Consider the following 20,806-nt stretch of genomic DNA (forward strand, 5'->3'; position numbering starts at 1 on the left):
AGATACACTGTCACATGCGGTAAACTTTGCGAATCGGCTGCTGTGGCTGGGAAGGAAGCGCTGCTCAGATACACTTGCCTTGCTGGTTGGTGTTTTGCCTTACAGCTGTGGCTTGGAAGGAAGCGCTGCTCAGATACACTAGACACATGAGCTTCCCGCAGCGTCTCCACGCTGTGGCTTGGAAGGAAGCGCTGCTCAGATACACTAAGGGTACTGCCAGGGGGTAGCCGGTTGATGCTGTGGCTTGGAAGGAAGCGCTGCTCAGATACACTACCTCAAGATCAGCGTCGACGGCCTGGTCGGCTGTGGCTTGGAAGGAAGCGCTGCTCAGATACACTCTCTTAATTACGCAACACCCTAGTCGAGTCGCTGTGGCTTGGAAGGAAGCGCTGCTCAGATACACTGCAACGTAGGGAAGTACGGCCCCTTGTTAGGCTGTGGCTTGGAAGGAAACGCTGCTCAGATACACTAGACTTTAATCATTCAATATCGAAATACGTGCTGTGGCTTGGAAGGAAGCGCTGCTCAGATACACTTGGCGTTGAGCGGCGTCAATCACGACGTGCGCTGTGGCTTGGAAGGAAGCGCTGCTCAGATACACTCGGCTCGACCCCATAGGTGTCGTCTCCGCAGCTGTGGCTTGGAAGGAAGCGCTGCTCTGATACACTACTTACCGACGCAATGAACCGCGTGAAGGTGCTGTGGCTTGGAAGGAAGCGCTGCTCAGATACACTCGCACTCACGATGCTGGCCAACGAAGCGAAGCTGTGGCTTGGAAGGAAGCGCTGCTCAGATACACTTAATTGATGAGCCTGACACACCTTTAGTGGGCTGTGGCTTGGAAGGAAGCGCTGCTCAGATACACTGACTGACCAGGACTTCAGTGAGTACGATCCGCTGTGGCTTGGAAGGAAGCGCTGCTCAGATACACTCGGAAGCTATTGACGATTGCCTAGAACAGATGCTGTGGCTTGGAAGGAAGCGCTGCTCAGATACACTCTCAACCACGCGCGAAACGTCCATGAAATGGCTGTGGCTTGGAAGGAAGCGCTGCTCAGATACACTCCCGCCCTTGCCTTTCCGACTCTGGCCGAGCTGTGGCTTGGAAGGAAGCGCTGCTCAGATACACTGAAATGAACCCAAAGCGTTTTGATGCGAGTGCTGTGGCTTGGAAGGAAGCGCTGCTCAGATACACTTGCAAGAGCTTCGCGTGCTGCTTCCTCGGAGCTGTGGCTTGGAAGGAAGCGCTGCTCAGATACACTACCCGTCCTCACCGTAAGTTTCGGTTCGTTGCTGTGGCTTGGAAGGAAGCGCTGCTCAGATACACTCATTCAGGGGCTCGTAAGTTCAATCAAGAAGCTGTGGCTTGGAAGGAAGCGCTGCTCAGATACACTCGACCGTCGTGATCAATCCGGCAGTCGCGCGCTGTGGCTTGGAAGGAAGCGCTGCTCAGATACACTGGTCCACATGACACTCAGGCCGCCGTATGAGCTGTGGCTTGGAAGGAAGCGCTGCTCAGATACACTCCGTGCAAGGTAGGATGCACGACCCGGCATGCTGTGGCTTGGAAGGAAGCGCTGCTCAGATACACTCGACATCGACATCGACATCGGCTGCCCGGCGCTGTGGCTTGGAAGGAAGCGCTGCTCAGATACACTCGGTTGTCGTTGTGCCGCAGGCTGAGGAAGGCTGTGGCTTGGAAGGAAGCGCTGCTCAGATACACTGCCTTCGCTTTAAACAGCGAAGTCGTAGCAACTTGCGGCCACGGTCATAACTAGAAAAGGAGCAATTGGTCGGGGATTTCTTCCACACTTGTGCGATTTCTCCCAAGAAAAACTTCCATTTTGCCAAACTGACGATCGGTCACCGCCAGCAAGCGGACTTGGCCGTCGGGGGGAAGTTGCGCTTCGATCCGCCGACGGTACGAGTCGCTATGTTTCTCACTCACGCAGTATCGGGCATACACGGAAAATTGCAACATGCTAAAGCCCTCGCGCAGTAGCAACTTGCGGAACTGCGTGTAGCGACGGCGGGAGCGACGCGTTTTCACAGGCAGGTCGAACATCGCAAACAGCCACATCGCTTGGTACTCCGAAAGGGCCATCAGTTTACACCTCGGGCAGCACAATTTTTTCGCGCTCCCCTAAAAAGACTTCGGCAAGGGAACTGGCCGTTCGAGCCATCGCGTCGAACACCGTCCGCTGCTCGCCTTCAAGTTTCGCCCGTACGAGAAGCGACTTGATCAAACGCTGCTTCACCGCTGGCGTCAGTTCGCACTGCGGTCCTTCGTCAACGAGCAGGCCCACCACCTCGCGATCCACCAACGGTCGCACCGGTTCCATCAGATCGTCCGCCAACGGATAGGTGGCATACTTGTTGTGATGATGCACGCCGAGGGACGGATGCAACCCGGCGGCACAGATCGCCCGGGCGACAATCGCCCGCAGCACGGTGTATCCGTAGTTGAGCAGCGCGTTGCCATCGTCGAGCGACTGATCACGGCGGAACCCTTTCGAGTCAGCCCCCGTCAGTCTTGGGTCAGCGAACAACTGTTGCCAGTATCGCCGTGCCGCGCGGGCTTCGACATTCGCGGGATCGCCGGAGCGGACCTGACTGACCAGTTGCCCAAGCCCCGCATCATTGCCACGAAGTTCCGAGAGTAAGTTCGATTGAGCGGTGATCTTCGCCCGCACGATTTGCCGCCAGACGCGTTTGCGCACCGGCAACTTCGCGGAGGCCTGGGCGGCGAAGCGTTCGACCTGGGCAAAGTGCGCGGCCAGCGGCAACAACATGCCGATCGGCAAGTGCTTGCCATCGCAGGTGATGAACACGCCACCCGCCGAAGCGATCCCCGCAAGAACCGCATGCGTGTAGTGGACCTGTGGATGCGACACGACCAGCACCGCCACGTCGACCAGCGGCAACCGCGCGGGCGTTTGATCCTTGGCCTCAACCACCAGATTCGCATCCCGCACAAATAACTTCGCGGGCGACTGCGACAGGTCGAGGATGCGGTTGTTCATGAGGCCAGGAATGAGAACGAGGGAATGCCCTCCTGGCCGACGGGAGTCCGGTTTTGTATCTATTTCGCAGGATAATTGGCGAGCAAAGCCGGTGCAAAGAAAAATGCGGCGTGGCTCGGCGGGATTCGCTGCTCAGTTACACTACTTTGCGCTGTTCGCTGCTAGCGTGGCGGCCATACTTTAATCACTCGCCTGACTTACTTCGCCGAGTGGGCCAACCGTAACTTTCTGGCACCCTTCTTTGAATAATGCATTAGCACTCTTGCGAATCCGCGCCCCGGGCTCTTTCTTGCGGACGGTTATTGGGCGGGCGTCGCTGTGGAGGACTAGCTCGACTTGGCTGCCGGAAATCACCGTCACGCGGCAAAGCCGTTCATTTTCCGTGCCCGGCTCTAGCAGCACATGTTCGCCGCCGGCGAGGGAGAATTTGAATTTACGCTGCTTGCCGTGGTCGCGTTGGATGATCGGCTCCTGGCGGGCTTTGCGTTGCATCGCCTCGAAGCGGGAGACGAGCACGCCTTCCCATTTTTTCTCCTTGCCGTTCTTATCCAGCACGGCGACGACCTCCAGGTGATGGTTCGAGCCGGGGTTCACGTAGCGGCGTTTGCTTCCCTTGCCGATCGGCATCGGGTTGTCCGACTTGCGGATGCGGGCGCGGTGGATCGGCACAGTGCGACCGTTCTTGCCGTGCAGCGACGGGTGGTTGTTCTTGTCGGCGAACGCTTTCTGCGGCGTGCCGCCGATCGCTTTGAGTTGGGTGAGAACCGCTTCGCGCACGACCGGGTCGATGATCGCCTCCACTTCACCCTTGCTCATCGCTTCGAGCGGCTTACGGACGGCGTGAAAGGTTTCCGGCTGTTCGGAATCGTCATCCGCTTCGGGACGAGGCTTGCTGAGGATCGTCTCCTTGTGCAACGGGCCGTTGAGCTTTTTGCTGACGCGAGAAGAGACGTTGATCGCGGGAACCAATTCGCGGGCTTCGCTAACCAGTTCGTTGAACGGGTGATCGACCTCGGCGAACAGCTTGTGCTGATCCGGCCCATAGCGTTCTTCGGCTTCTTGTGCCGCTAGGCTTAGTTGTTGGACCGCGCGGGCATCGGTGAGGCCGATAACGATGGCATCAATGGCGTGGTGACGGTGGTCCTCCCGGTCCTTATCGTCAGAGTACCCGATGATCGAGTTCAGGTTCCAGCGTTGCCGCAGGTAGGAGGTCGCGCGACCGGGGCTGACCTGCACTTTGAACTTGCCGAAGCCGAGCTCGTCGCGTTCGATCTTTCCGCCGTAAAGCAGGCCCAAGTATTCCGTGGCGAGCTTGGCGATGTAACGGGTGTCGCTAAGTTGCTTTTTCGTGAACTCGTCCTGCTCGGGCAGTTCCTCAGCCAGAAAGCGTTGCAGCTTGATGCCGCGGGCGTCGCCGCGGAAGCGTTTGACGCGGGCGATCATCTCGTCCCAGTAGTCGGTGCCGTGGTAAGCCTCCCACGGCATGCGATTTCCTTTGCGGGCGTTCTCCTCGTGGTAGCAAAGCGTTTTGTTCGTGAACGAGTTATCCAGCGAACGGCTGAAGGGGATGATGTGCTCGATCTGGAATTGCGATTCGTTTCCGACTAATTGCTTCATGTTGATCGACTTGCCGGAGAACGGGCAGACCCAGCCGCACTCCTCGGCGAGACGCACTTTTAAGACATTGTCGCGGGTGCAGTAGTTTTCGTGCCCCATCTCGCGGAGGATTTTCTCGTACGCTTCTTCGCGGGACTTGGTGTTTTGGTTGCGGCGGTCGGTCAGGTCTTGGCGACGTTTGCGACTGTGCTTCAAGTCTCGGGCCATTTCGACGCGAAACGCCCACGGTTTGTGCTTCGCTTTTTTGAGGATCGCGTTAATCACCTTGCGGAATTCGCTCATCGCCCGTTCGACCGCCGGGTTGCGTAACTCGGGGAAGGCTCCTTCCTTGTGGTAGCCGGTCGGGCGAACCGGGGGTAGCTCGTCGAGCGGCTCAATTGTGGCGAACGTCTCCGGATCGAGTTCCCGCCGGATGGTTTGTAGCGCGAACCCTTCGCGGAGCTTTAGTAAATAACGCTCAATCGTGTGACGGGAGTAGGCCGCGTAGGCATCTTCCAGCTTCGCCCCAGCAGCCGCTTTGGCACGGTCCGCGGGGATGCCTAACTCCGTTTCCAAACGGTTGGCGAGTGCTTGCTCGTTGTCGAACTGAAGGATTTCATCAACGAGAATGTCCTGGTCGTTGGCGGAAAGCTCTGTCCACGATTCGCCCAGCGCGTCTTCGAGCTTTGCGTAAGTGCGGTTGCCGATGAGTTTCTTGTCGCCCGCTTTCTCGAAGTTGAACTCCCAGTGGCGACCGTAATCTTTGGACTTCTTCATGCCAAGCAGCTTCTTGATTGCCGCCCAGGAGAGGCCGTCGGTTTGCAATAGCTCCGTGGCGAGCTGTTGTTTTTGCTCCTCGGTCAGATCGACAATCTCCCCATCGGGAGCGGTGACACGCAAGTCGTTCACCCGCTGCAAGACGCGGAACTCCTGAAACGGCAGACAAGCCGCCGGAGCACGGCGTTTCGTGGGATCGATGCTGCAACGCCCGATTAAGTGTTTTTGCGATTTAAGTGGCCGCTGGAAGAAGATAGCCGCGTGGATTTCTTCTTTGAGTTCGTCGGTGAGTTCCTTATGGTGTTCTGCTTGGGCGTTCCAAATCGCTTCGAACTCTTCCCAAAACATGTGACGGCTGGTCCAGCGGGAACGAATTCTTTGTTCTTCGGGATCCAGCGTAGTGAAGTACGAACCGATGGTTGGAACATCCGCTTTGTCCATGAGCTTATAGAGGTCAGCGATGCCAGATTTCACTTTGCCGGTTTCTTCCTCGTCACCCCCCGCTTTGCGATTGGAGAGAAACCCGCGCCGCTGAGCGAGTTGATAGAGGGCACGCCCGACCGCGTGCAACGGGAGCTTCTCGTCGAGAGCGCGTTTACGGAGTTCATAAGGCAGCAGTTGATCGCTGACGCGGTCGCCGCCGAGGCCTAATTCCTCGCGCAGCTTCTGATCCACTGCCAATAGATGTTCATGCCGTTGGTCGTTCTTGGCGGCTTCGCAAGGCGGCAACAAACCGTTACGGCAGAGTAAATTGAACAGCTTCTTCATCCGCCGCCGCCGCCGAAAATTCTGCCGGCGCGGCCCCCGCGCATCACGCCGAGCCGTGGCACGGCTTTCATCCTTACCCTTCTCAATATCGCCGAGGACGCCCGCCTCGAATCGTCGGACGCCACTAGCCACTAAGCCGAGCGGGTTCCCTTTGTCATCGCAAGCGATCACTGCCCAGCCGACTGATGACGGGCCGAGGTCGATTCCCACGAGATAAGGTTGCCCGTCTTGCAGGTGCTGCCAGGTGTATTTCATCGTTGAGAATCCCAAAGAACAGGTTAGGAAAGTGAGGAAAGCAGGCTTGTCAAAAGAGAAGAAGGAGATACGATTGCTTTTAGTGTATCTGAGCAGCGTTTGCCTCCAAGTCATAGTAAGGCTTTCGCGAGCCGCCAGGCAATGTTCCCCGGAACAACCTGTGACGCCCCCCAGCGGGGCGTTTTTTTTGGGGGGAGGAGAGGGGGGCCGCCTTGAATTCTTGGAACAGCGGCATCACTATTCTATCGAACCTGTGGCCCTTGCGGCAGAGGCTCTAAGGTGGCCTAGGTTAGAGGCGAGGTGCTGATACTGCCTAGCTACCATCGTTCCGTCCACGTGGCCCATCAGTTGCCCCAGAGTGATTGGGTCAACTCCATTAAGCAAACCCTGCGTCGCGTAGGAGTGCCGGAAGCTATAAGCACAGAGCCCAGGTAGATTCATCAGTTTCTGGAACCTTGTAAATCGACATTTCATTGCATCTTTCGTCCACGGCCGATTTCGGAGGTTTCTAAAAAGGGTTCCATCGGGATTCACCCGAGCGTATGACTCTACAATTGCTTGCGCTTTTTCGTTTAGAATGAGAATACGACGACGACGCTGTCCTTTGGATTGGGCCATCGGAAAGATTGCAATTCCATTGGCAAAATCGCAGTATCGAGCTTCTAGTGTACGCGCTTCGATTGGGCGACAGCCCGTCTCCCAGAGAAAAATGAGAAGGTCCCGAAAGCGGGGCTCCTTGAGATGCGTCTGAAGCTCTTGCCAGTCGGAAGGTGATAGGACAACCTCGCGGCGCTGTCTTGGAGGTTTCTCCTCAATGTACATAAGCGGATGAGTATGCAGGAGATTCCTCTTTACTGCCCACGAGAAAGCTCGTTGCACATGGCCAATTGCCTCGTGGCGAGTAGTATTTCCCCACGTAGACTGTCGAGAGATCCACCCTGAGACATGGTCAGGAGATATATCAGCGACTCGAAGACGAGAGCCAACACTCTTGGCAAACGAGCTTAGATAGAAGCGACAAGCGTCGTATGTAGTTGCTGCGCGGTGTGTCTTTACCCAAGCGAGATACGAGTTCAGAAGCTCTTGGACACCCGTCACATAAGTCTTTGTTGCCTCAGAACTCGCCATGAGCTGATGGTATTTGGCGAAAGCAGCTTCCTTGTCCTTTCCAAGGGGAATCTGCTTCCCAGCGATCTGAACGTACCAGCTACGTGTGAATTTTCGATAGAAAGGCTTTGGTTGACGCATTGCGAACCTCATAGGAAGGAGTCGAAACCACTGCGAAGCGGATCGATAGGTTCGCGCCTGAGACCTGACTTGGTGGGTCCCTTCAGTGCAGATTACGCGGGGAAGCCCCCAATTGTTCTGCAAACTCTGCAATTATCTCTGCAATCGGACATTCGAATTGACGTAAGTCCAGTCGGGCTGAGAGGATTTGAACCTCCGACCTCTGCGTCCCGAACGCAGCGCTCTAGCCAAGCTGAGCTACAGCCCGATGGAGTGAGGCTTCGGCGAAAACTTTCGCCTCGCAAAGCCACCTCTTGAAGTATAGAGGTCGGGGAATTCTCGGGGAAGATGGCGGTAACGGCCCTTAAGCCCTGAGATTCTTTGGTGCCGCGGCCTCTCCTGTTGACGGAATGAGAGCGTTCTCAGCGGCCTGTGTATCTTGTACGATGATACTTCGCTCAAGGGCCTTCCATTTGGGGACACGGTTGCGTTGTACGCTTATCTTACGTTACTAACTGGTCGTCGTTCGGGAACGAATTTTTCGTTGGACCCGTCTCGCGAAACCCTCATCGGGCGGGGCAGTGATTGTCATATCACGCTGCTTGATCCCAAGTGTTCGCGGGTGCACGCGGCTGTGCGATCTACCGATGAGGGGTGGGAGATCGTCGATAAAGAAAGCCGCAACGGCATCGCGGTCAACGGTCAAAAGGTTCGACAGGCGACTCTGGGCGAAAGCCATCACATTCACCTGGGGTCCAGTGAGTTCGCATTTCATCTCAGCGACGATCCGCCGACGGCCGAAGCCACCGACCCGCTGATGGTCCAGACGATTGTGCAGGATTTGCCAATCGCCGTTCAGCAGACCAACGAGGAACTCCTCGAAGCGTTACCCACGCCAGAGCAAGTGCAAGAGTTGGTGCTGCTCTATCAACTAAGTATTCAATTGCTCGGGCGCGAGGAACCTGATCAAGTCGTGCAAGTGGCGCTCGGTCTGCTTGCTGAGCGAACCAAGGCGGCCGTGGTGGCGTTTCTTTGGGTGGATGATGGAGGCCACCTTCGCCCGCAGGAAGTCTTGCCTCCCGAGAAAGCTGATCGAGTCACCCTAAGCGAGAGTCTCACCGAGCTGGTTCTGCAACAGGGCCACGCCATTTGGGTCGCGAATCAGCCTGCCGAGCAGCAAACGGCAACTTCCACGGTCAGCGAATACGCTGATGCGGTTTGTGCTCCGCTGGTAAAGAAGAGCCGCGATGGGGAACGCAATACCTTGGGGGCTCTTCATGTCTATCTCGAAGATGGTCGATTTCGGCAGTCTGATTTCGACTTTATCATCGCGGTAGCAAATCTGCTTACGATTGCCCTTGTGCGAGCCCAAGCCAAGAAACGTTTGCAGTCGGAACACGATCGACTCGTTTCCACCTCACCAGGTTACGAGGACTTGATTGGCGAAAGCAAGCCGATGGTTTCCCTGAAAACCAAAATCGAGAGAGTTGCGAAAGCTCCCGGAGCGGTGCTCATCCGCGGCGAGAGTGGTGCCGGGAAGGAACTGGTAGCGCGGGCGATCCATCGTCTTAGCCCGCGGTGCGAACAGCCGCTCGTGTCAGTCAACTGCGCTGCGATTCCTGCGGATCTCATTGAAAGCCAACTATTCGGGCACAAGCAAGGTTCTTTCACGGGCGCTGACCGCGATCACATTGGCTATTTCCAACAGGCCAACCTTGGGACGCTCTTTCTTGATGAAGTAGGTGAACTCCCGCTGGAAGGGCAGGCCAAGCTGTTACGGATTCTTGAAGGGCACCCCTTCTTGCCGGTTGGCGCTACCCAAGAAGTTTCCGTCGACGTTCGGGTGGTTGCTGCAACAAATCGCGATCTGCAGGCGTTCGTTCGGGAGAAAAAATTCCGTGAGGACCTCTACTACCGCTTGAGCATTTTCGAGCTTCAGATTCCTCCGCTAAGGGAACGCGGGGATGACATTGGTCTGCTCATTGATTTCTTCCTGCAGCATTATCGTCGGGAGCGAGGGCGACCGAATCTTCAACTTGATGAGAAAGCTCGCAACAAGCTTGTCAGCTACCATTGGCCGGGTAATGTGAGGCAGTTGCGCAACGTCATGGATAGTGCCGTCGTTTTGGCCGAGGGCGATGAAATCCTACCCAACGATCTTGGCCTCCGCGATAGCGGCCAGCCCGAGCTAGAAACCCTGGAAATCGAAGCCTGGGAAAAGAAGCTTATTGTCGAAGCTCTCAAACGGACCGATGGCAACGTGCCCGACGCGGCTAAGCTGTTGGGCATCGGCAGAGCCACGCTTTATCGCAAGATCGAGACTTACCATATTGAACGCTGATTTTTGAACCACGGAGATACGGAGAACACGGAGAGAAACTAAAAAGCTACCGTGAACTAGAAAATATCCTCTGCTGAGATTTACCTATTTTTAATGCGCTGAGCTTTATGCACCGAATCAATAGAAACCCCTCCGTGTTCTCTGTGCCCTCTGTGGTTCAAATCCTAGCGTATCCATTCATCTGCAGCTTCACGTTGCTCTTGACTTTAGGTAGTCCGTGCATAGCCCAAGAGTGGTCGCGCTTTCGTGGGCCCAACGGCTCGGGGGTAGCAGAGAACGTCAGTTTTCCTGCCGAATGGACTGAGGACGACTATCTATGGAAAGCGGAACTCCCCGGCAAAGGGCACGGGTCGCCCATCGGTTGGGGGGACACGATCTACGTCACCGCCGGCGACTCAGAGAGTGGGGACGTAAAACTACTCGCACTGGACGTGGCGAGCGGTGAGCCCCGTTGGACAGAAACGTTCCCGGGCTCCACGTATCGCATGCACCAGGCGAACAGCTATGCTTCCTCCACTCCCGCGGCAGACGAGCAGCATGTTTACTTGAGCATTGGTCAGGGAAGGCAACTTGTTGTGCACGCGGTGACACATGACGGTAAGCCGGTTTGGAAACGCAACCTCGGCGAGTACGCCGGGGTGCACGGCTTTGGTGTTTCACCCGTTGTCGCCGATGGTGTCGTCTGCGTGCAGTGCGATACGGCAGATGGTGGCTTTCTGTCAGGGCTCGATGCGGCAAGCGGAAAGTTGCTCTGGAAGATCGAACGACCGCCGGGGAAGGCGTCCTATGCAACGCCTTGCGTTTATGAAACAGCCGAGCAGGGCAGGGCGTTTGTTTCCTGCAGTATGGAGGGGGGGATGCAAGCCATTGAGGTCAGTAGTGGAAAGCTGCTGTGGGAATTTCCGAGAGTCTTTCCAGCGAGAACCGTTAGCTCGCCGCTACTCGCGGCCGGTGAAGTCTTCAGCCAATGTGGTGGCGGAGGGAATGGCAAACAGCTCGTCTCGGTTCCGATCCCAGGCAGCGGTGACACTCAGCCCGCTAAGCCTGCGATTTTCAGTCGCAACATCCCCTACGTTCCCACCCCCGTCGTGGTCGAAGATCGGATGTACCTGTGGCACGACCGGGGCAAAGTGAACTGTTTAGGCCTGCTGACCGGAGAAAGTCTCTGGGTTGAAAGGGTAGGAGGTAACTATTTCGGCTCCCCGATCGTTGCCGGGGACAAGATTTATTGTATGAGTGTCGATGGTGAAGTGGTCGTCATTTCCGCGGGAGAGAAGTTTGAGGTACTGGGGCGAAACGCTCTCGACGAACCAACTAATGCAACTCCAGCGGTATTCAAAAAGAAGTTGCTTCTGCGAACCGAGTCAAAATTGTTCTGCCTACCTGATAACGGATAATCGTTTCCCTTTTATTCACCACAGAGGCACGGAGGACACGGAGATGAATTCTGACAGGATTTACGAGATGAACAGGATAAACACTCCAAAATAATCCTGCCGATCCTGTAAATCCTGTCAAAAAACCTCCGTGCCCTCTGTGTCTCCGTGGTTCAATACAACAGGATGAACCAAATACTAGACTATGCGTGGCTCACTCGAAAACCGCCGACGGACCGAATCGCTCACGCGCAATGCGCTTGAAAAGCACCAGCTTACAAGACTCAACGAACTGCTGGCAGCGATTCTGCCGACGAATAAGTTCTACGCGGAGAAACTGCGTGATATCCAGTTACCTCTGCGGAGTCTCGACGAGTTCTTCAAGCTGCCGATGACGGTCAAGGACGAGCTTGCCAGTGAAAAGAAAAGCCGTGAAAAGAAACAAGGTGAAGAACTAGCCCGGCCGGAGAATCTCACTTGGCCTCTCCAGCAGTACGTTCACTTTCATCAGACTTCGGGAACTCACGGAAAGCCTTTGGGAGTTTTCGATACAAGCGAGGATTGGCAGTGGTGGATTGACTGTTGGCAGTATGTGCTTGACGCTGCGGAAGTGACCTCAGAGGACAGGGCTTTCCTGGCTTTCTCGTTCGGACCGTTCATCGGGTTTTGGAGTGCGCACGATGCTTTGGTGGCACGGGGAGCGCTGGTGGTGCCTGGGGGTGGGATGAAGACCCTCGCGCGGCTCGATCTCATGCAACGCACGGCAGCGACGTTACTCCTCTGCACACCGACCTACGCAATGCACTTGGTCGAGGTGGCTGAGGAGCACAAAATCAACTTGGCGAAGTTTGCCGTCAACAAAATCATTGTCGCCGGCGAGCCCGGCGGATCCGTGGCAAACGTTCGCGAGCGAATCGAGACGGCCTGGGATGCCCGCCTGATTGACCATGGCGGTGCCAGCGAGATCGGCCCGTGGGGCTACGGCGATACCCAGGGACGGGGACTCCATGTCTTAGAGAGTGAATTTCTGGCGGAGTTCGTCTCCTTAGAGCATGGTGGTCAGGCGCGGCCGGGCGAACTTTCTCAGATGGTGATCACCGCTTTGGGACGCTACGGGATGCCAATCATCCGCTATCGAACCGGCGACATGGTACGTCCTACTTGGTTGGAAGACGGCACGAATCGATTCGTTCTTCTGCGAGGTGGTGTTCTCGGGCGGACTGACGACATGATGGTCATCCGCGGTGTGAATATCTTCCCCAGTTCCATTGAGCAAATCATCCGCAGTTTCCCCGAAGTGCTAGAATATCGACTCACCGTCCGAAAGCGCGGGGAACTCGACGAACTGGTCGTCGAAATCGAAGATCGTTTGCAAGAACCGACGCGTATCGCGGAGGAATTGAGTCTACGACTGGGCCTAAAAGTTGAGGTCCGCCTTGCCCCCATGATGTCGCTCCCCCGTTTCGAAGGGAAGGCAAGGCGATTCGTCGATCTTCGTCGCGAGTGATTCGATAATGAATCGCTGAGGGTGGCTTAGGACGAGCAGCAAAGGCAACATAAATATGCAACCTGTTTCATTGCAGTTGATTGACGACGACCACTTGCAGATCGTCTGGAGTGACAGCGTCGAGCACGCCTACCCGCTTCGGACGTTACGCGAACGTTGCCCATGCGCGAGCTGCAACGAGAAAAGAAAAGCGCCAGAGCCCGATCCGATGCAATTGACCGTGCTGAAGCCCGAGGAAACCCAGCCGCTGAAGATCACCAAAATGGAGCCGATGGGCCGGTATGCCTACTCGGTTCATTTCAGCGATGGCCACGACACGGGGCTGTTCACGCTGGAATTCCTGCGTGCACTAGGCGAAGAACTCCAGTAACTCCACGCTCCGCGTGGAAGAAAACTTGGAAGCGGATTCCCAGTCCTTATGGTTTCCTATGAGCAGCCAGCGCTGATTGCGGAGTGGAGATTTTGAGCTAGAAGGTTTTCACCCCTACGCCAACCACGCGGAGCGTGGTTTTACTGTTCCTGTCCTGGTAGGCTCGGCAGCCCCGAAAGAGGATTCGCCGGAGCTTCATCAGACTCCTCATCCTCAGCTTCTTTCTTCACGACCAAGTCTTTGCGGCTTAAACGGATTTTCTTGTAGACGCTATTGTCGATCACGTAGTACCAATCGCCGAAACGCTCGTTCAAATCCTTGACCCGCTGTTTTGCTTCTTTGATCTTGTCGTTGTACTCGTCCCGTTTCCGTTGATTCTCTACCTTGATCCGAGCACGTTCCGCTTTGATTTCTTCCAGAGAAGGTTCTTCTGAAGCAGTGTCGTCGCCCTCTTCGTCTTCTTCAGGCTCAGATGCCTCGGGTGCGGATGCTTCATCATCGCTTCCCGCGGCCACATCAGTCGATTCTTGTTCTTCTTCCTCCTCTTCCTCTTCGACAGTTTCGTCAACCGGCTCATCAGCTTCGGTTCGTGCGTCTTCCGCCGATTCAGTTTCTTCTGATTCGCCGCTTGTGTCTTCTTCTTCAGTGCCGGAAGGCAAGGGAGGGAGCTTCTCGTACTCGGGCTCTTCGATCACGTCCTCGTTCAGTCGCGCTGTGACGAACAAGTAGCGATGCACTCCTTCAGTGCCTTCCTCAGCCGGTTCCCCGTCTAACTGCAGGCCGCCGAAGCGGAGCAAGTATTCGACACCATCGTTCATCGTGACGATGATTTCTCCTTCGCTGGAGAGAATCTCGATCGGTCCGCCCGGGACGAGCCGCTTAGGAGCGTAGCCGCGGCTCATCAGGTTCTCCATGGCGGCTTGGCTTTCCAAAAGAAGTTCGCCCGCTTTTAATGAGGCGCTAATCCCCTTAGGCTTCCGCTCGACGTCGATAATCTTGAGATCGTCCAGCGCCTCGGCGAGCTCTTTGAGAGCATCCTGGTTGAGCTCCTCATCCTCAGCTAGCTCAACCTCTTCGATCTTACGAGCTTCAGTGTTGATCGCCCGAATGTTCTCAACGGCCCACTCCGCTTCCTTGCGATCGTAGCTGAACGTCATTTGTTCCCGTCGCTGGAAATCGGTAATGTCGCGGCTCAGTCCCCCCTCGGTCAGCACCATGCCAAGCTCAATCGAGTAGTCATTCATGTCGAGCTGCTTGATGTCAAACGCATTCAGCTTTAACAGATCGTCCTCGATCCAGTCCGCAAAGTTGGTCGTCAAGTTCTCGGCACTCGCTTCGACCACGTAGACGATGTCTTGAGTTCCTTTGCGAACATAACGCTGCTCGGGAGTGCCCTTCACCTCATCGCCGATGATTAGGTCGATCAGTTTCTCATCCTTGTCATCCATCATGGTGACCCGGATGCCAACTCCCTCGCTCTTGGCGTTGAGCCCTTTGGAAAGCGGATCGACGACGCCGAACTTTTCGTGATCTTCCTGCGAGCTAGCCGCAATTCTGAGCACTTCGAGCCCCACCAGTCCTGTGGCCGCATCGGCCATCTGTTCTGCAGCGTCGGCGGGGTAGCCTTCTTTCGAGGGGATGGTCCAAAGATTGTCTTCCTCGGCAACTTCGAACTCGCGAGTCTCGGTGGTAGCTGGGTCAAACTTGATGATCTGCAGCCGCTTTGGCGCTTCGACATCGAAATCGGCCGTCAGTTCGTCTCCAACCAATTGGGCTGGGTCGAATGCTTCCTCAACTCCGCTGCCAAAATAGCCGGCGCCGAGGCTCACGATCGCAATGGCGAGAAAGATCAACGTCTTTGCAGATTCAGTCATAACAAATTGAAGTAATCAGTGGTGGAGAATGCAAACTTGGTTACGAAGCACAAAGGTGGACCGAGGGAGCTACCGCAATCTTTCCTTCGCCACGCCCAGGCGTTCCTGCTCTCGGCGATGGAAGAAGACGGCCGTCGCTAGAAGCAATGGTGGTACGAGTGGGATGAACAGGCCGAGCAGTTTGTACTTGAGTTTGACTCGGTCGATTTGGTTATCCATATCGTTCTTCAGTTCTTTCGCTTTCCGCGTCCGCTCGTTCTCAATTGCCGTTTGCTCTGCGATTAGCTTCTTCCTCGCACGTCTATAAACCTGTGCTGTCTTTTGGTCTTTCTCGTTGCGAGACAGACCCTCGGCTTGTTCGATCTTGTCGACCTGCTCCTGAAAAGCCTTCTGTGCCGCCTCGTCCTGTTCGTCCAGGTCTTCGTTAAAGTCCTTTTGCGTCTTCTCGGCTTTGACCATGTACTCCATCGTCGCGTTCTCAATATCGGTGAGCCGCTTCAGCGGGCGAGTCCTTTTGCGAATATTGATGAACCGATCATCTCCGGCCAATTGGTCGAGGACGTTTAGCATCAGCGTCACGTTTTGGGTCGAGGGCAGGAAGTTTTCCAAGCCGCGGGCGCGAATATCGAAAAAGTCAGGCAGTGTCAGATCAATGTCGGCGACGACGACGACATTGATTTCCTTTTCCTCTTCTTCCTCCGACTCCTCTTCGCGGTCGGCCGGATCGGTCTCGTCGGTGAACTCTTCTTCCAGCACGGCTTCTTTTTCCGCAGGCTTTCCAGAAATCTGGGCCGCGACAATATAGGCATACGTGTTGGCTGGGCCCAGTTCGCTGGTGTCACGCCAAGGCTCCTGATCCCCGCGCTGCTTACCCCTCACGGGCGTTGTTCCGGAGAGCTTCGCGCTGGTGGTTGCCAGCGGCTCGAACTTCAGTTCCGAAGTGCCGTTGCCTGCCTCTTCATCCTGTCGTATCGAACCGGGATAGAGCAGCATGACTTGATTCAAGCCAGAGGTAATGTCGTTATCGTCGTTGAACGGTTCGACCGTATCGTTCCCTTCATCAATGAATACCCAACCGAGGGTTTGAATTCCCCAGGCGGTGAAGTCAGGACGGTAGTTCTGCCAGACAACGCTTGCCGGGTTGAAACTGACTTCGAGCAATTGCCACAGTTGATCAATGTCGCCCTTGGGAATCGGCTGGCCGCCACCCATCCCCATCATCCCCATTCCGCCGCTGACGCGCGGTTCGCCGGTTCCAGGAACCATTTGCCCAGGGAAAAAGAACGGAAACGGATCCTCGAAAATAGCCGTTGGAATTCCCGAGCGAATCGCGTCGATAAAGTTATCCATCTCCGCAGGGCCTAGCATGGAAGGCTGCAAGGCGAGCAAGCAGTCGTACTTCCCGACGATCGGCTTGCTTGGGTCAACGGGCTTAAGCTCATACTGCTTGTCGAGTTCTTCGATCAGCGCGTATCGCCCACGACCCCCCTCGTTCAAGTCGATGTCCATGAACGGCAGGTCGGTGTCGACAATGCCTAGCACTTTTCGCTCTGACTGAGCGACCGTCAGGATTGACCGCACCAGTTCATACTCGACGGGGATGCCTGTATTCACAAAGGGGACGGTCACCTTGTCGAGTCCCGAGGTGAAGCCCACGCCCAAGAAAAAGTCCTGGCTCTCCCCACCCTCGGGCGGCGTGTATTCCTGTGGCGTGATGCCAAAGTTCTTCTCTGCTTTCTCTGCATCGGGGCCGAAGTTGGGAATGCGATGCAGCACGACGCTAATCTTGCCCTCGCCCAAGGCTCGCAGTTCTTCGAGCGTCGTCAGCAAATTGCGCTTGGTCGTCGCATACTCGTCGGGGACATCGGGGCTGATGTAAGCGTCGATTTTGATTTTGCTAACTTCGTCGTTGTCACGCAGCTCAGAGATCAGTCGCACGGTATCAGCAGAGAGCGAGTTCAAGTCCTCGCTTGTCGCGTCGATTCGCGCGAAGTTGTGTTCCTGAACGAACATCGTTATGCCGATGGCGGCAGCCCCCAGACAAAGCGTGCGCACCAAAAAGTGGCCTGCCATGCCGGAGGTCTCCTCCCCAGCGCGCCAATGACGGCGACCAATGAGCACCATGCTGAGATAAATCATCACCGCGGCGATACTCAGGAAGTAGACGACACCGCCAATGCTGAGGACACCGCGCTCGAAATCCTTGAACTGCTCGATCGCACTCCATTGCCGCAGAGCGTCAGCGATCTTGGGGAAGTCTTTGAACACCCAATCCGCCACACCAAAGATTGCCAGCGGCAGGTTGAATAGCGTTCCAAGAATAAATCCAACGGTCAGATTATCCGTCAAGAAAGAGGCCACCATGCCTACCGAAATCATCGCAATGCCAATGAACCAGTAGCCAATAAACGTGCTGACGTAGAGCCCGGGGTCAGGGTTCCCTAAGCCGTAAAGAAACACGACCATAATCGAGAAGGCCGAGAACAGCAGCGACACCGTGAAAATCGCCACGCCGGCGAGGAATTTTCCCAGAACAATGTCGATGTCATTCGCGGGCACGGTCAGCAGAAGTTCATCCGTCCCTTGGCGGCGCTCTTCCGCCCAGATGCTCATTGTGATCGCCGGAATAAACACAAGCATAATGAACGGCAACCAGCGACTCAGTTGATCGAGGTTTGCTAGATTACGCGTGAAGAACTCAGGCGACCAAAAGGTTGCTAGTCCGCTCAATACGGCAAAGACGCAGATAAAGACGTAGCCTGTTGGGCTCGAAAAATAGCTGACGAAATCACGCTTAAAAACAGCTTTGAGAACGGTCCAGTTCATAGGTGGATTCAGTACTCTGAAGTTGGTAGATCGGTGTACGGTTGCGTTTAGGTAGTCTCGACAGCGCCGGTGAGTTCGTGGAATCGTTCGTCGAGGTTGGGTTGCTCAACCGTCAATTCCTCGGGTGTGCCATCGAATACCAAGCGGCCTTCGTTGATGAACACCACGCGATTACACATCGCTTGAACTTCCTGCAGGATATGCGTCGAGAGCAAGATTGTTTTCGTTTCTCCTAACTCGCGGATCATGCGACGGACCTCGCGAATCTGATTCGGGTCGAGACCCGCCGTTGGTTCGTCGAGGATCAGGACGTCAGGGTCATGCAGCAGGGCTTGAGCCATGCCAACACGTTGACGATAACCTTTCGAGAGCTTGCCTATCGGTTTGCGGATGACGCTTGAAAGGTTACAGGTATCAACAACCGCATCCATTCGAGTTTCAAGCTCGCGCCCCGTAAGGCCACGAGCCGTTCCGAAAAATTCTAGCAGGCTATGCGGAGACATGTCCGGGTAGAGCGGGCCGTTTTCTGGCAAGTATCCCAAATGACTTGCACCAGCGATGCGGTCGCTGGCCATGTTGTGCCCAGCAATCCAAGCGGTTCCTGTAGAAGGAGCCAGATACCCGGTCAGCAGTTTCATCGTGGTGCTTTTGCCGGCACCATTGGGTCCCAGAAAGGCCGCAACCTCGCCCCGCTTGATTGAGAACGTTACGTTTCTACTGGCTGCGAAACTTCCGTAGAACTTCGAAAGCCCACGGGCTTCGATCATGGCTTCGGAGCCCGTGGCTTCCGCTCCGCCAAGGCTTGCCTCAGGAGCAGTTTCTGGAGTCGTTGTCATCATCATCCCGTCTTGAGAGTTGTCTCATGGCCGATCGGCGGGCACTACAGGTGGCAGAACAAGGTTCTGTGACCAAACTGGCTCAGGACCGTCCCAGTGTAGATCCTGTTGAAGATACGGCCAGGAAGCACAAGTCGTTACGCCTCAACAACTTGTAATGCCTCATAGCTGTCACCTGAAAATGACCGCCCAGGCTAGCCTAGCAGCGTAACCTTGCCTAATCGGACTGTCTATACCCGCAAATTACGCGGTTATCGCTTATAAATTCGCCTACGCGGACCGAATGGGATTGGTTCGGGAACAGAGGAAAAAAAGTTCAACCCCTCGAATCAGTCGCATGCCGCCGCCATGTCTCGTCGTCACGTTCGGGGAAATCGCTCCGATAGTGGACGCCTCGCGATTCCGTCCGCCGGAGGGCCGCGTCGATCATCACGCCGGCGACCGTGAGCATGTTCTGCAATTCCCAGCCTCGAGGATCATCGAGTTGCTGGGAAAGGACATAGCGCTGCCAGCCAGCGATCGTATCCGCGGCTTTCAATAGACCTTTCTCATCACGTCGCACGCCAACCGAGCGCCACATCAGGCTCTTAAGAGAGTTTCGCACATCTCCCAAATCGAGTATTTGAGAAGGTTTGTCGTTGGTAGGATTCTCTAGCGGGATCGCTTGGAACGTGTCTGACTGTTTGAGCGCTGCCTCGGCGGCGCAGGCACCCGCCCGTGCTCCGTACACGAGACCTTCGAGCAGGCTGTTCGAGGCCAGACGGTTCGCACCATGCAGACCGCTGCTGGTCACTTCGCCAGCAGCCCAAAGTCCCGGCAAGCTTGTCGCACCGTTCTCATCCACCTCAACGCCACCAATCATATAGTGGGCACCGGGCCTCACCGGAATGCGATCTTTCGTGATGTCGATTCCGAATTCTTGGCACTTCTTGGCGATCCCCGGGAATCGACTTAGCACGTGCTGGGGATCAAGGTGGCTTAGATCGAGATACACGCACGGCTGACGTGTTTGCTCCATGTGATTGACAATCGCCTGGCTGACAATATCGCGAGGGGCGAGTTCGGCGCGTTCGTCAATCGCCGGCATGAAGCGTTCGCCCGATTCGTCCACGAGGTGCGCGCCCTCGCCACGAACCGCTTCGGTGATGAGGCTACGACCACTGCCCGCGATATAGAGTACCGTTGGGTGAAACTGCATAAATTCCATATCACGCAGTCTCGCACCAGCACGAAACGCCGCGGCGTGGCCATCCCCTGTGGCAACCATCGGATTGGTCGTTTCACGATAGACCTGCCCGACGCCTCCCGTGCAGAGAATCGTCTGCTTTGCCCAGACGAAAGTCTTTCCGTGATGAGGATTCCATACTAAGGCACCGACACAAGCGTTGGTGTTCGTTGAGTTGGGATGCGTCAGTAAGTCGATGGTGAACGTGTTCTGCCAAATCTGGGCTCCGAGTTCCACGCGAGCACGGCTAATCATCGCTCGCATGATCTCCTTCCCTGTTGCATCACCAAGAGCATGCGCGATGCGCCGCACTCCATGTCCCCCCTCGCGACCAAGGAGCAGCTCGCCATCGTCCTCCGTATCAAACGAAGTTCCCCATTCGATGAGCTGTCGGATATGCCCCGGTGCTTCGCGGACGACCATTTCAACAACTTCACGGTCGCAGAGGTTGGCTCCAGCAACCAGGGTATCTTCGATGTGATCCTCAAAGCGATCTTCAGGCGCAAGCACGCCTGCGATACCTCCTTGAGCGTAGGTAGAATTCGATTCCTTCAACTCGTCCTTGGTGACAACCAGGGCAGACAGCGAAGGATCAATCGCCATCGTCGCCCGAAGCCCAGCGATGCCGCCACCAACGATCAGCACGTCTACAAAGTGGTGAGGTATTCGCTTCGGATGAAAAGGGACGAGGTACTGGGGAAGAGAGTCCATGCTCATGGTTTACCAAATGTGTCATTCCGACGGGAGGCTCGCCGACCGAGGAATCCGGTTTATACTCTCATGAGAGTAAAGAACCTTATAGAGA

The 20,806-nt window shown here is 55.8% G+C and carries 11 protein-coding genes, 1 tRNA gene and 1 CRISPR repeat array; of the genes, 4 read left to right on the top strand and 8 right to left on the bottom strand.

Translation table 11 applies throughout. The features are described 5' to 3' along the window. The first annotated feature begins 39 nt into the window (after positions 1-39). A CRISPR array of direct repeats spans positions 40-1,724; the repeat unit is 36 nt; unit sequence GCTGTGGCTTGGAAGGAAGCGCTGCTCAGATACACT. Between the two features lie 50 nt (positions 1,725-1,774). The 4 genes from cas2 to RIB44_09475 form a co-directional block, all read right to left on the bottom strand. Further along, positions 1,775-2,104: a CRISPR-associated endonuclease Cas2 gene (cas2, locus tag RIB44_09460; GenBank protein MEQ8616806.1), complete on the bottom strand. Its 330-nt coding sequence runs from the start codon at positions 2,102-2,104 to the stop codon at positions 1,775-1,777. 4 nt (positions 2,105-2,108) lie between these two features. Continuing rightward, positions 2,109-3,023, bottom strand: coding sequence for a type II CRISPR-associated endonuclease Cas1 (gene cas1, locus RIB44_09465; protein ID MEQ8616807.1), 915 nt, complete (start codon positions 3,021-3,023; stop codon positions 2,109-2,111). Between the two features lie 180 nt (positions 3,024-3,203). Next, positions 3,204-6,419 carry a type II CRISPR RNA-guided endonuclease Cas9 gene (gene cas9, locus RIB44_09470; protein ID MEQ8616808.1) on the bottom strand — a complete coding sequence of 1,072 codons (3,216 nt, stop codon included), beginning with the start codon at positions 6,417-6,419 and terminating at the stop codon, positions 3,204-3,206. Between the two features lie 1,420 nt (positions 6,420-7,839). Continuing rightward, positions 7,840-7,914 (bottom strand) — tRNA-Pro (locus RIB44_09475). 222 nt (positions 7,915-8,136) lie between these two features. Here RIB44_09475 and RIB44_09480 point away from each other — a divergent pair. The 4 genes from RIB44_09480 to RIB44_09495 all read left to right on the top strand — a co-directional run bounded on the left by RIB44_09480 (position 8,137) and on the right by RIB44_09495 (position 13,240). After that, positions 8,137-9,987 (top strand): sigma 54-interacting transcriptional regulator, encoded by a 1,851-nt coding sequence (locus RIB44_09480; GenBank protein ID MEQ8616809.1) that lies wholly within the window; start codon positions 8,137-8,139, stop codon positions 9,985-9,987. Positions 9,988-10,130: 143 nt separating this feature from the next. Beyond that, positions 10,131-11,384 (top strand): PQQ-binding-like beta-propeller repeat protein, encoded by a 1,254-nt coding sequence (locus tag RIB44_09485; GenBank protein ID MEQ8616810.1) that lies wholly within the window; start codon positions 10,131-10,133, stop codon positions 11,382-11,384. Between the two features lie 184 nt (positions 11,385-11,568). Continuing rightward, the gene (locus tag RIB44_09490; protein MEQ8616811.1) at positions 11,569-12,870 is read left to right on the top strand and encodes a phenylacetate--CoA ligase family protein; all 1,302 of its coding nucleotides are present in this window, start codon (positions 11,569-11,571) and stop codon (positions 12,868-12,870) included. Positions 12,871-12,925: 55 nt separating this feature from the next. Further along, positions 12,926-13,240 carry a DUF971 domain-containing protein gene (locus RIB44_09495; protein ID MEQ8616812.1) on the top strand — a complete coding sequence of 105 codons (315 nt, stop codon included), beginning with the start codon at positions 12,926-12,928 and terminating at the stop codon, positions 13,238-13,240. Between the two features lie 140 nt (positions 13,241-13,380). Here the strand turns inward: RIB44_09495 and RIB44_09500 are convergent, their stop codons facing one another. The 4 genes from RIB44_09500 to nadB form a co-directional block, all read right to left on the bottom strand. Beyond that, complete coding sequence (locus tag RIB44_09500) at positions 13,381-15,114, bottom strand: DUF4340 domain-containing protein (protein MEQ8616813.1); 1,734 nt, start codon at positions 15,112-15,114, stop codon at positions 13,381-13,383. A gap of 69 nt (positions 15,115-15,183) precedes the next feature. Continuing rightward, a complete protein-coding gene (locus RIB44_09505; GenBank protein MEQ8616814.1) occupies positions 15,184-17,940 on the bottom strand; it encodes a Gldg family protein in 2,757 nt (918 codons plus the stop codon). A gap of 47 nt (positions 17,941-17,987) precedes the next feature. Further along, the gene (locus RIB44_09510) at positions 17,988-18,707 is read right to left on the bottom strand and encodes an ATP-binding cassette domain-containing protein (protein ID MEQ8616815.1); all 720 of its coding nucleotides are present in this window, start codon (positions 18,705-18,707) and stop codon (positions 17,988-17,990) included. Positions 18,708-19,092: 385 nt separating this feature from the next. Then, positions 19,093-20,712, bottom strand: a complete 1,620-nt coding sequence (nadB, locus tag RIB44_09515; protein ID MEQ8616816.1) for an L-aspartate oxidase — start codon at positions 20,710-20,712, stop codon at positions 19,093-19,095. Positions 20,713-20,806: the final 94 nt, after the last annotated feature.

It is taken from the genome of Lacipirellulaceae bacterium (genome assembly GCA_040218535.1).
Classification (GTDB): Bacteria; Planctomycetota; Planctomycetia; order Pirellulales; family Lacipirellulaceae; genus Adhaeretor.

Bases quoted from the DNA above. Each gene is read 5' to 3' on its own strand.
- RIB44_09505 (MEQ8616814.1), bottom strand. From the start codon at position 17,940: ATGAACTGGACCGTTCTCAAAGCTGTTTTTAAGCGTGATTTCGTCAGC.
- RIB44_09490 (MEQ8616811.1), top strand. From the start codon at position 11,569: ATGCGTGGCTCACTCGAAAACCGCCGACGGACCGAATCGCTCACGCGC.
- nadB (MEQ8616816.1), bottom strand. From the start codon at position 20,712: ATGGACTCTCTTCCCCAGTACCTCGTCCCTTTTCATCCGAAGCGAATA.
- RIB44_09495 (MEQ8616812.1), top strand. From the start codon at position 12,926: ATGCAACCTGTTTCATTGCAGTTGATTGACGACGACCACTTGCAGATC.
- cas2 (MEQ8616806.1), bottom strand. From the start codon at position 2,104: ATGGCCCTTTCGGAGTACCAAGCGATGTGGCTGTTTGCGATGTTCGAC.
- RIB44_09500 (MEQ8616813.1), bottom strand. From the start codon at position 15,114: ATGACTGAATCTGCAAAGACGTTGATCTTTCTCGCCATTGCGATCGTG.
- RIB44_09510 (MEQ8616815.1), bottom strand. From the start codon at position 18,707: ATGATCGAAGCCCGTGGGCTTTCGAAGTTCTACGGAAGTTTCGCAGCC.
- cas1 (MEQ8616807.1), bottom strand. From the start codon at position 3,023: ATGAACAACCGCATCCTCGACCTGTCGCAGTCGCCCGCGAAGTTATTT.
- cas9 (MEQ8616808.1), bottom strand. From the start codon at position 6,419: ATGAAATACACCTGGCAGCACCTGCAAGACGGGCAACCTTATCTCGTG.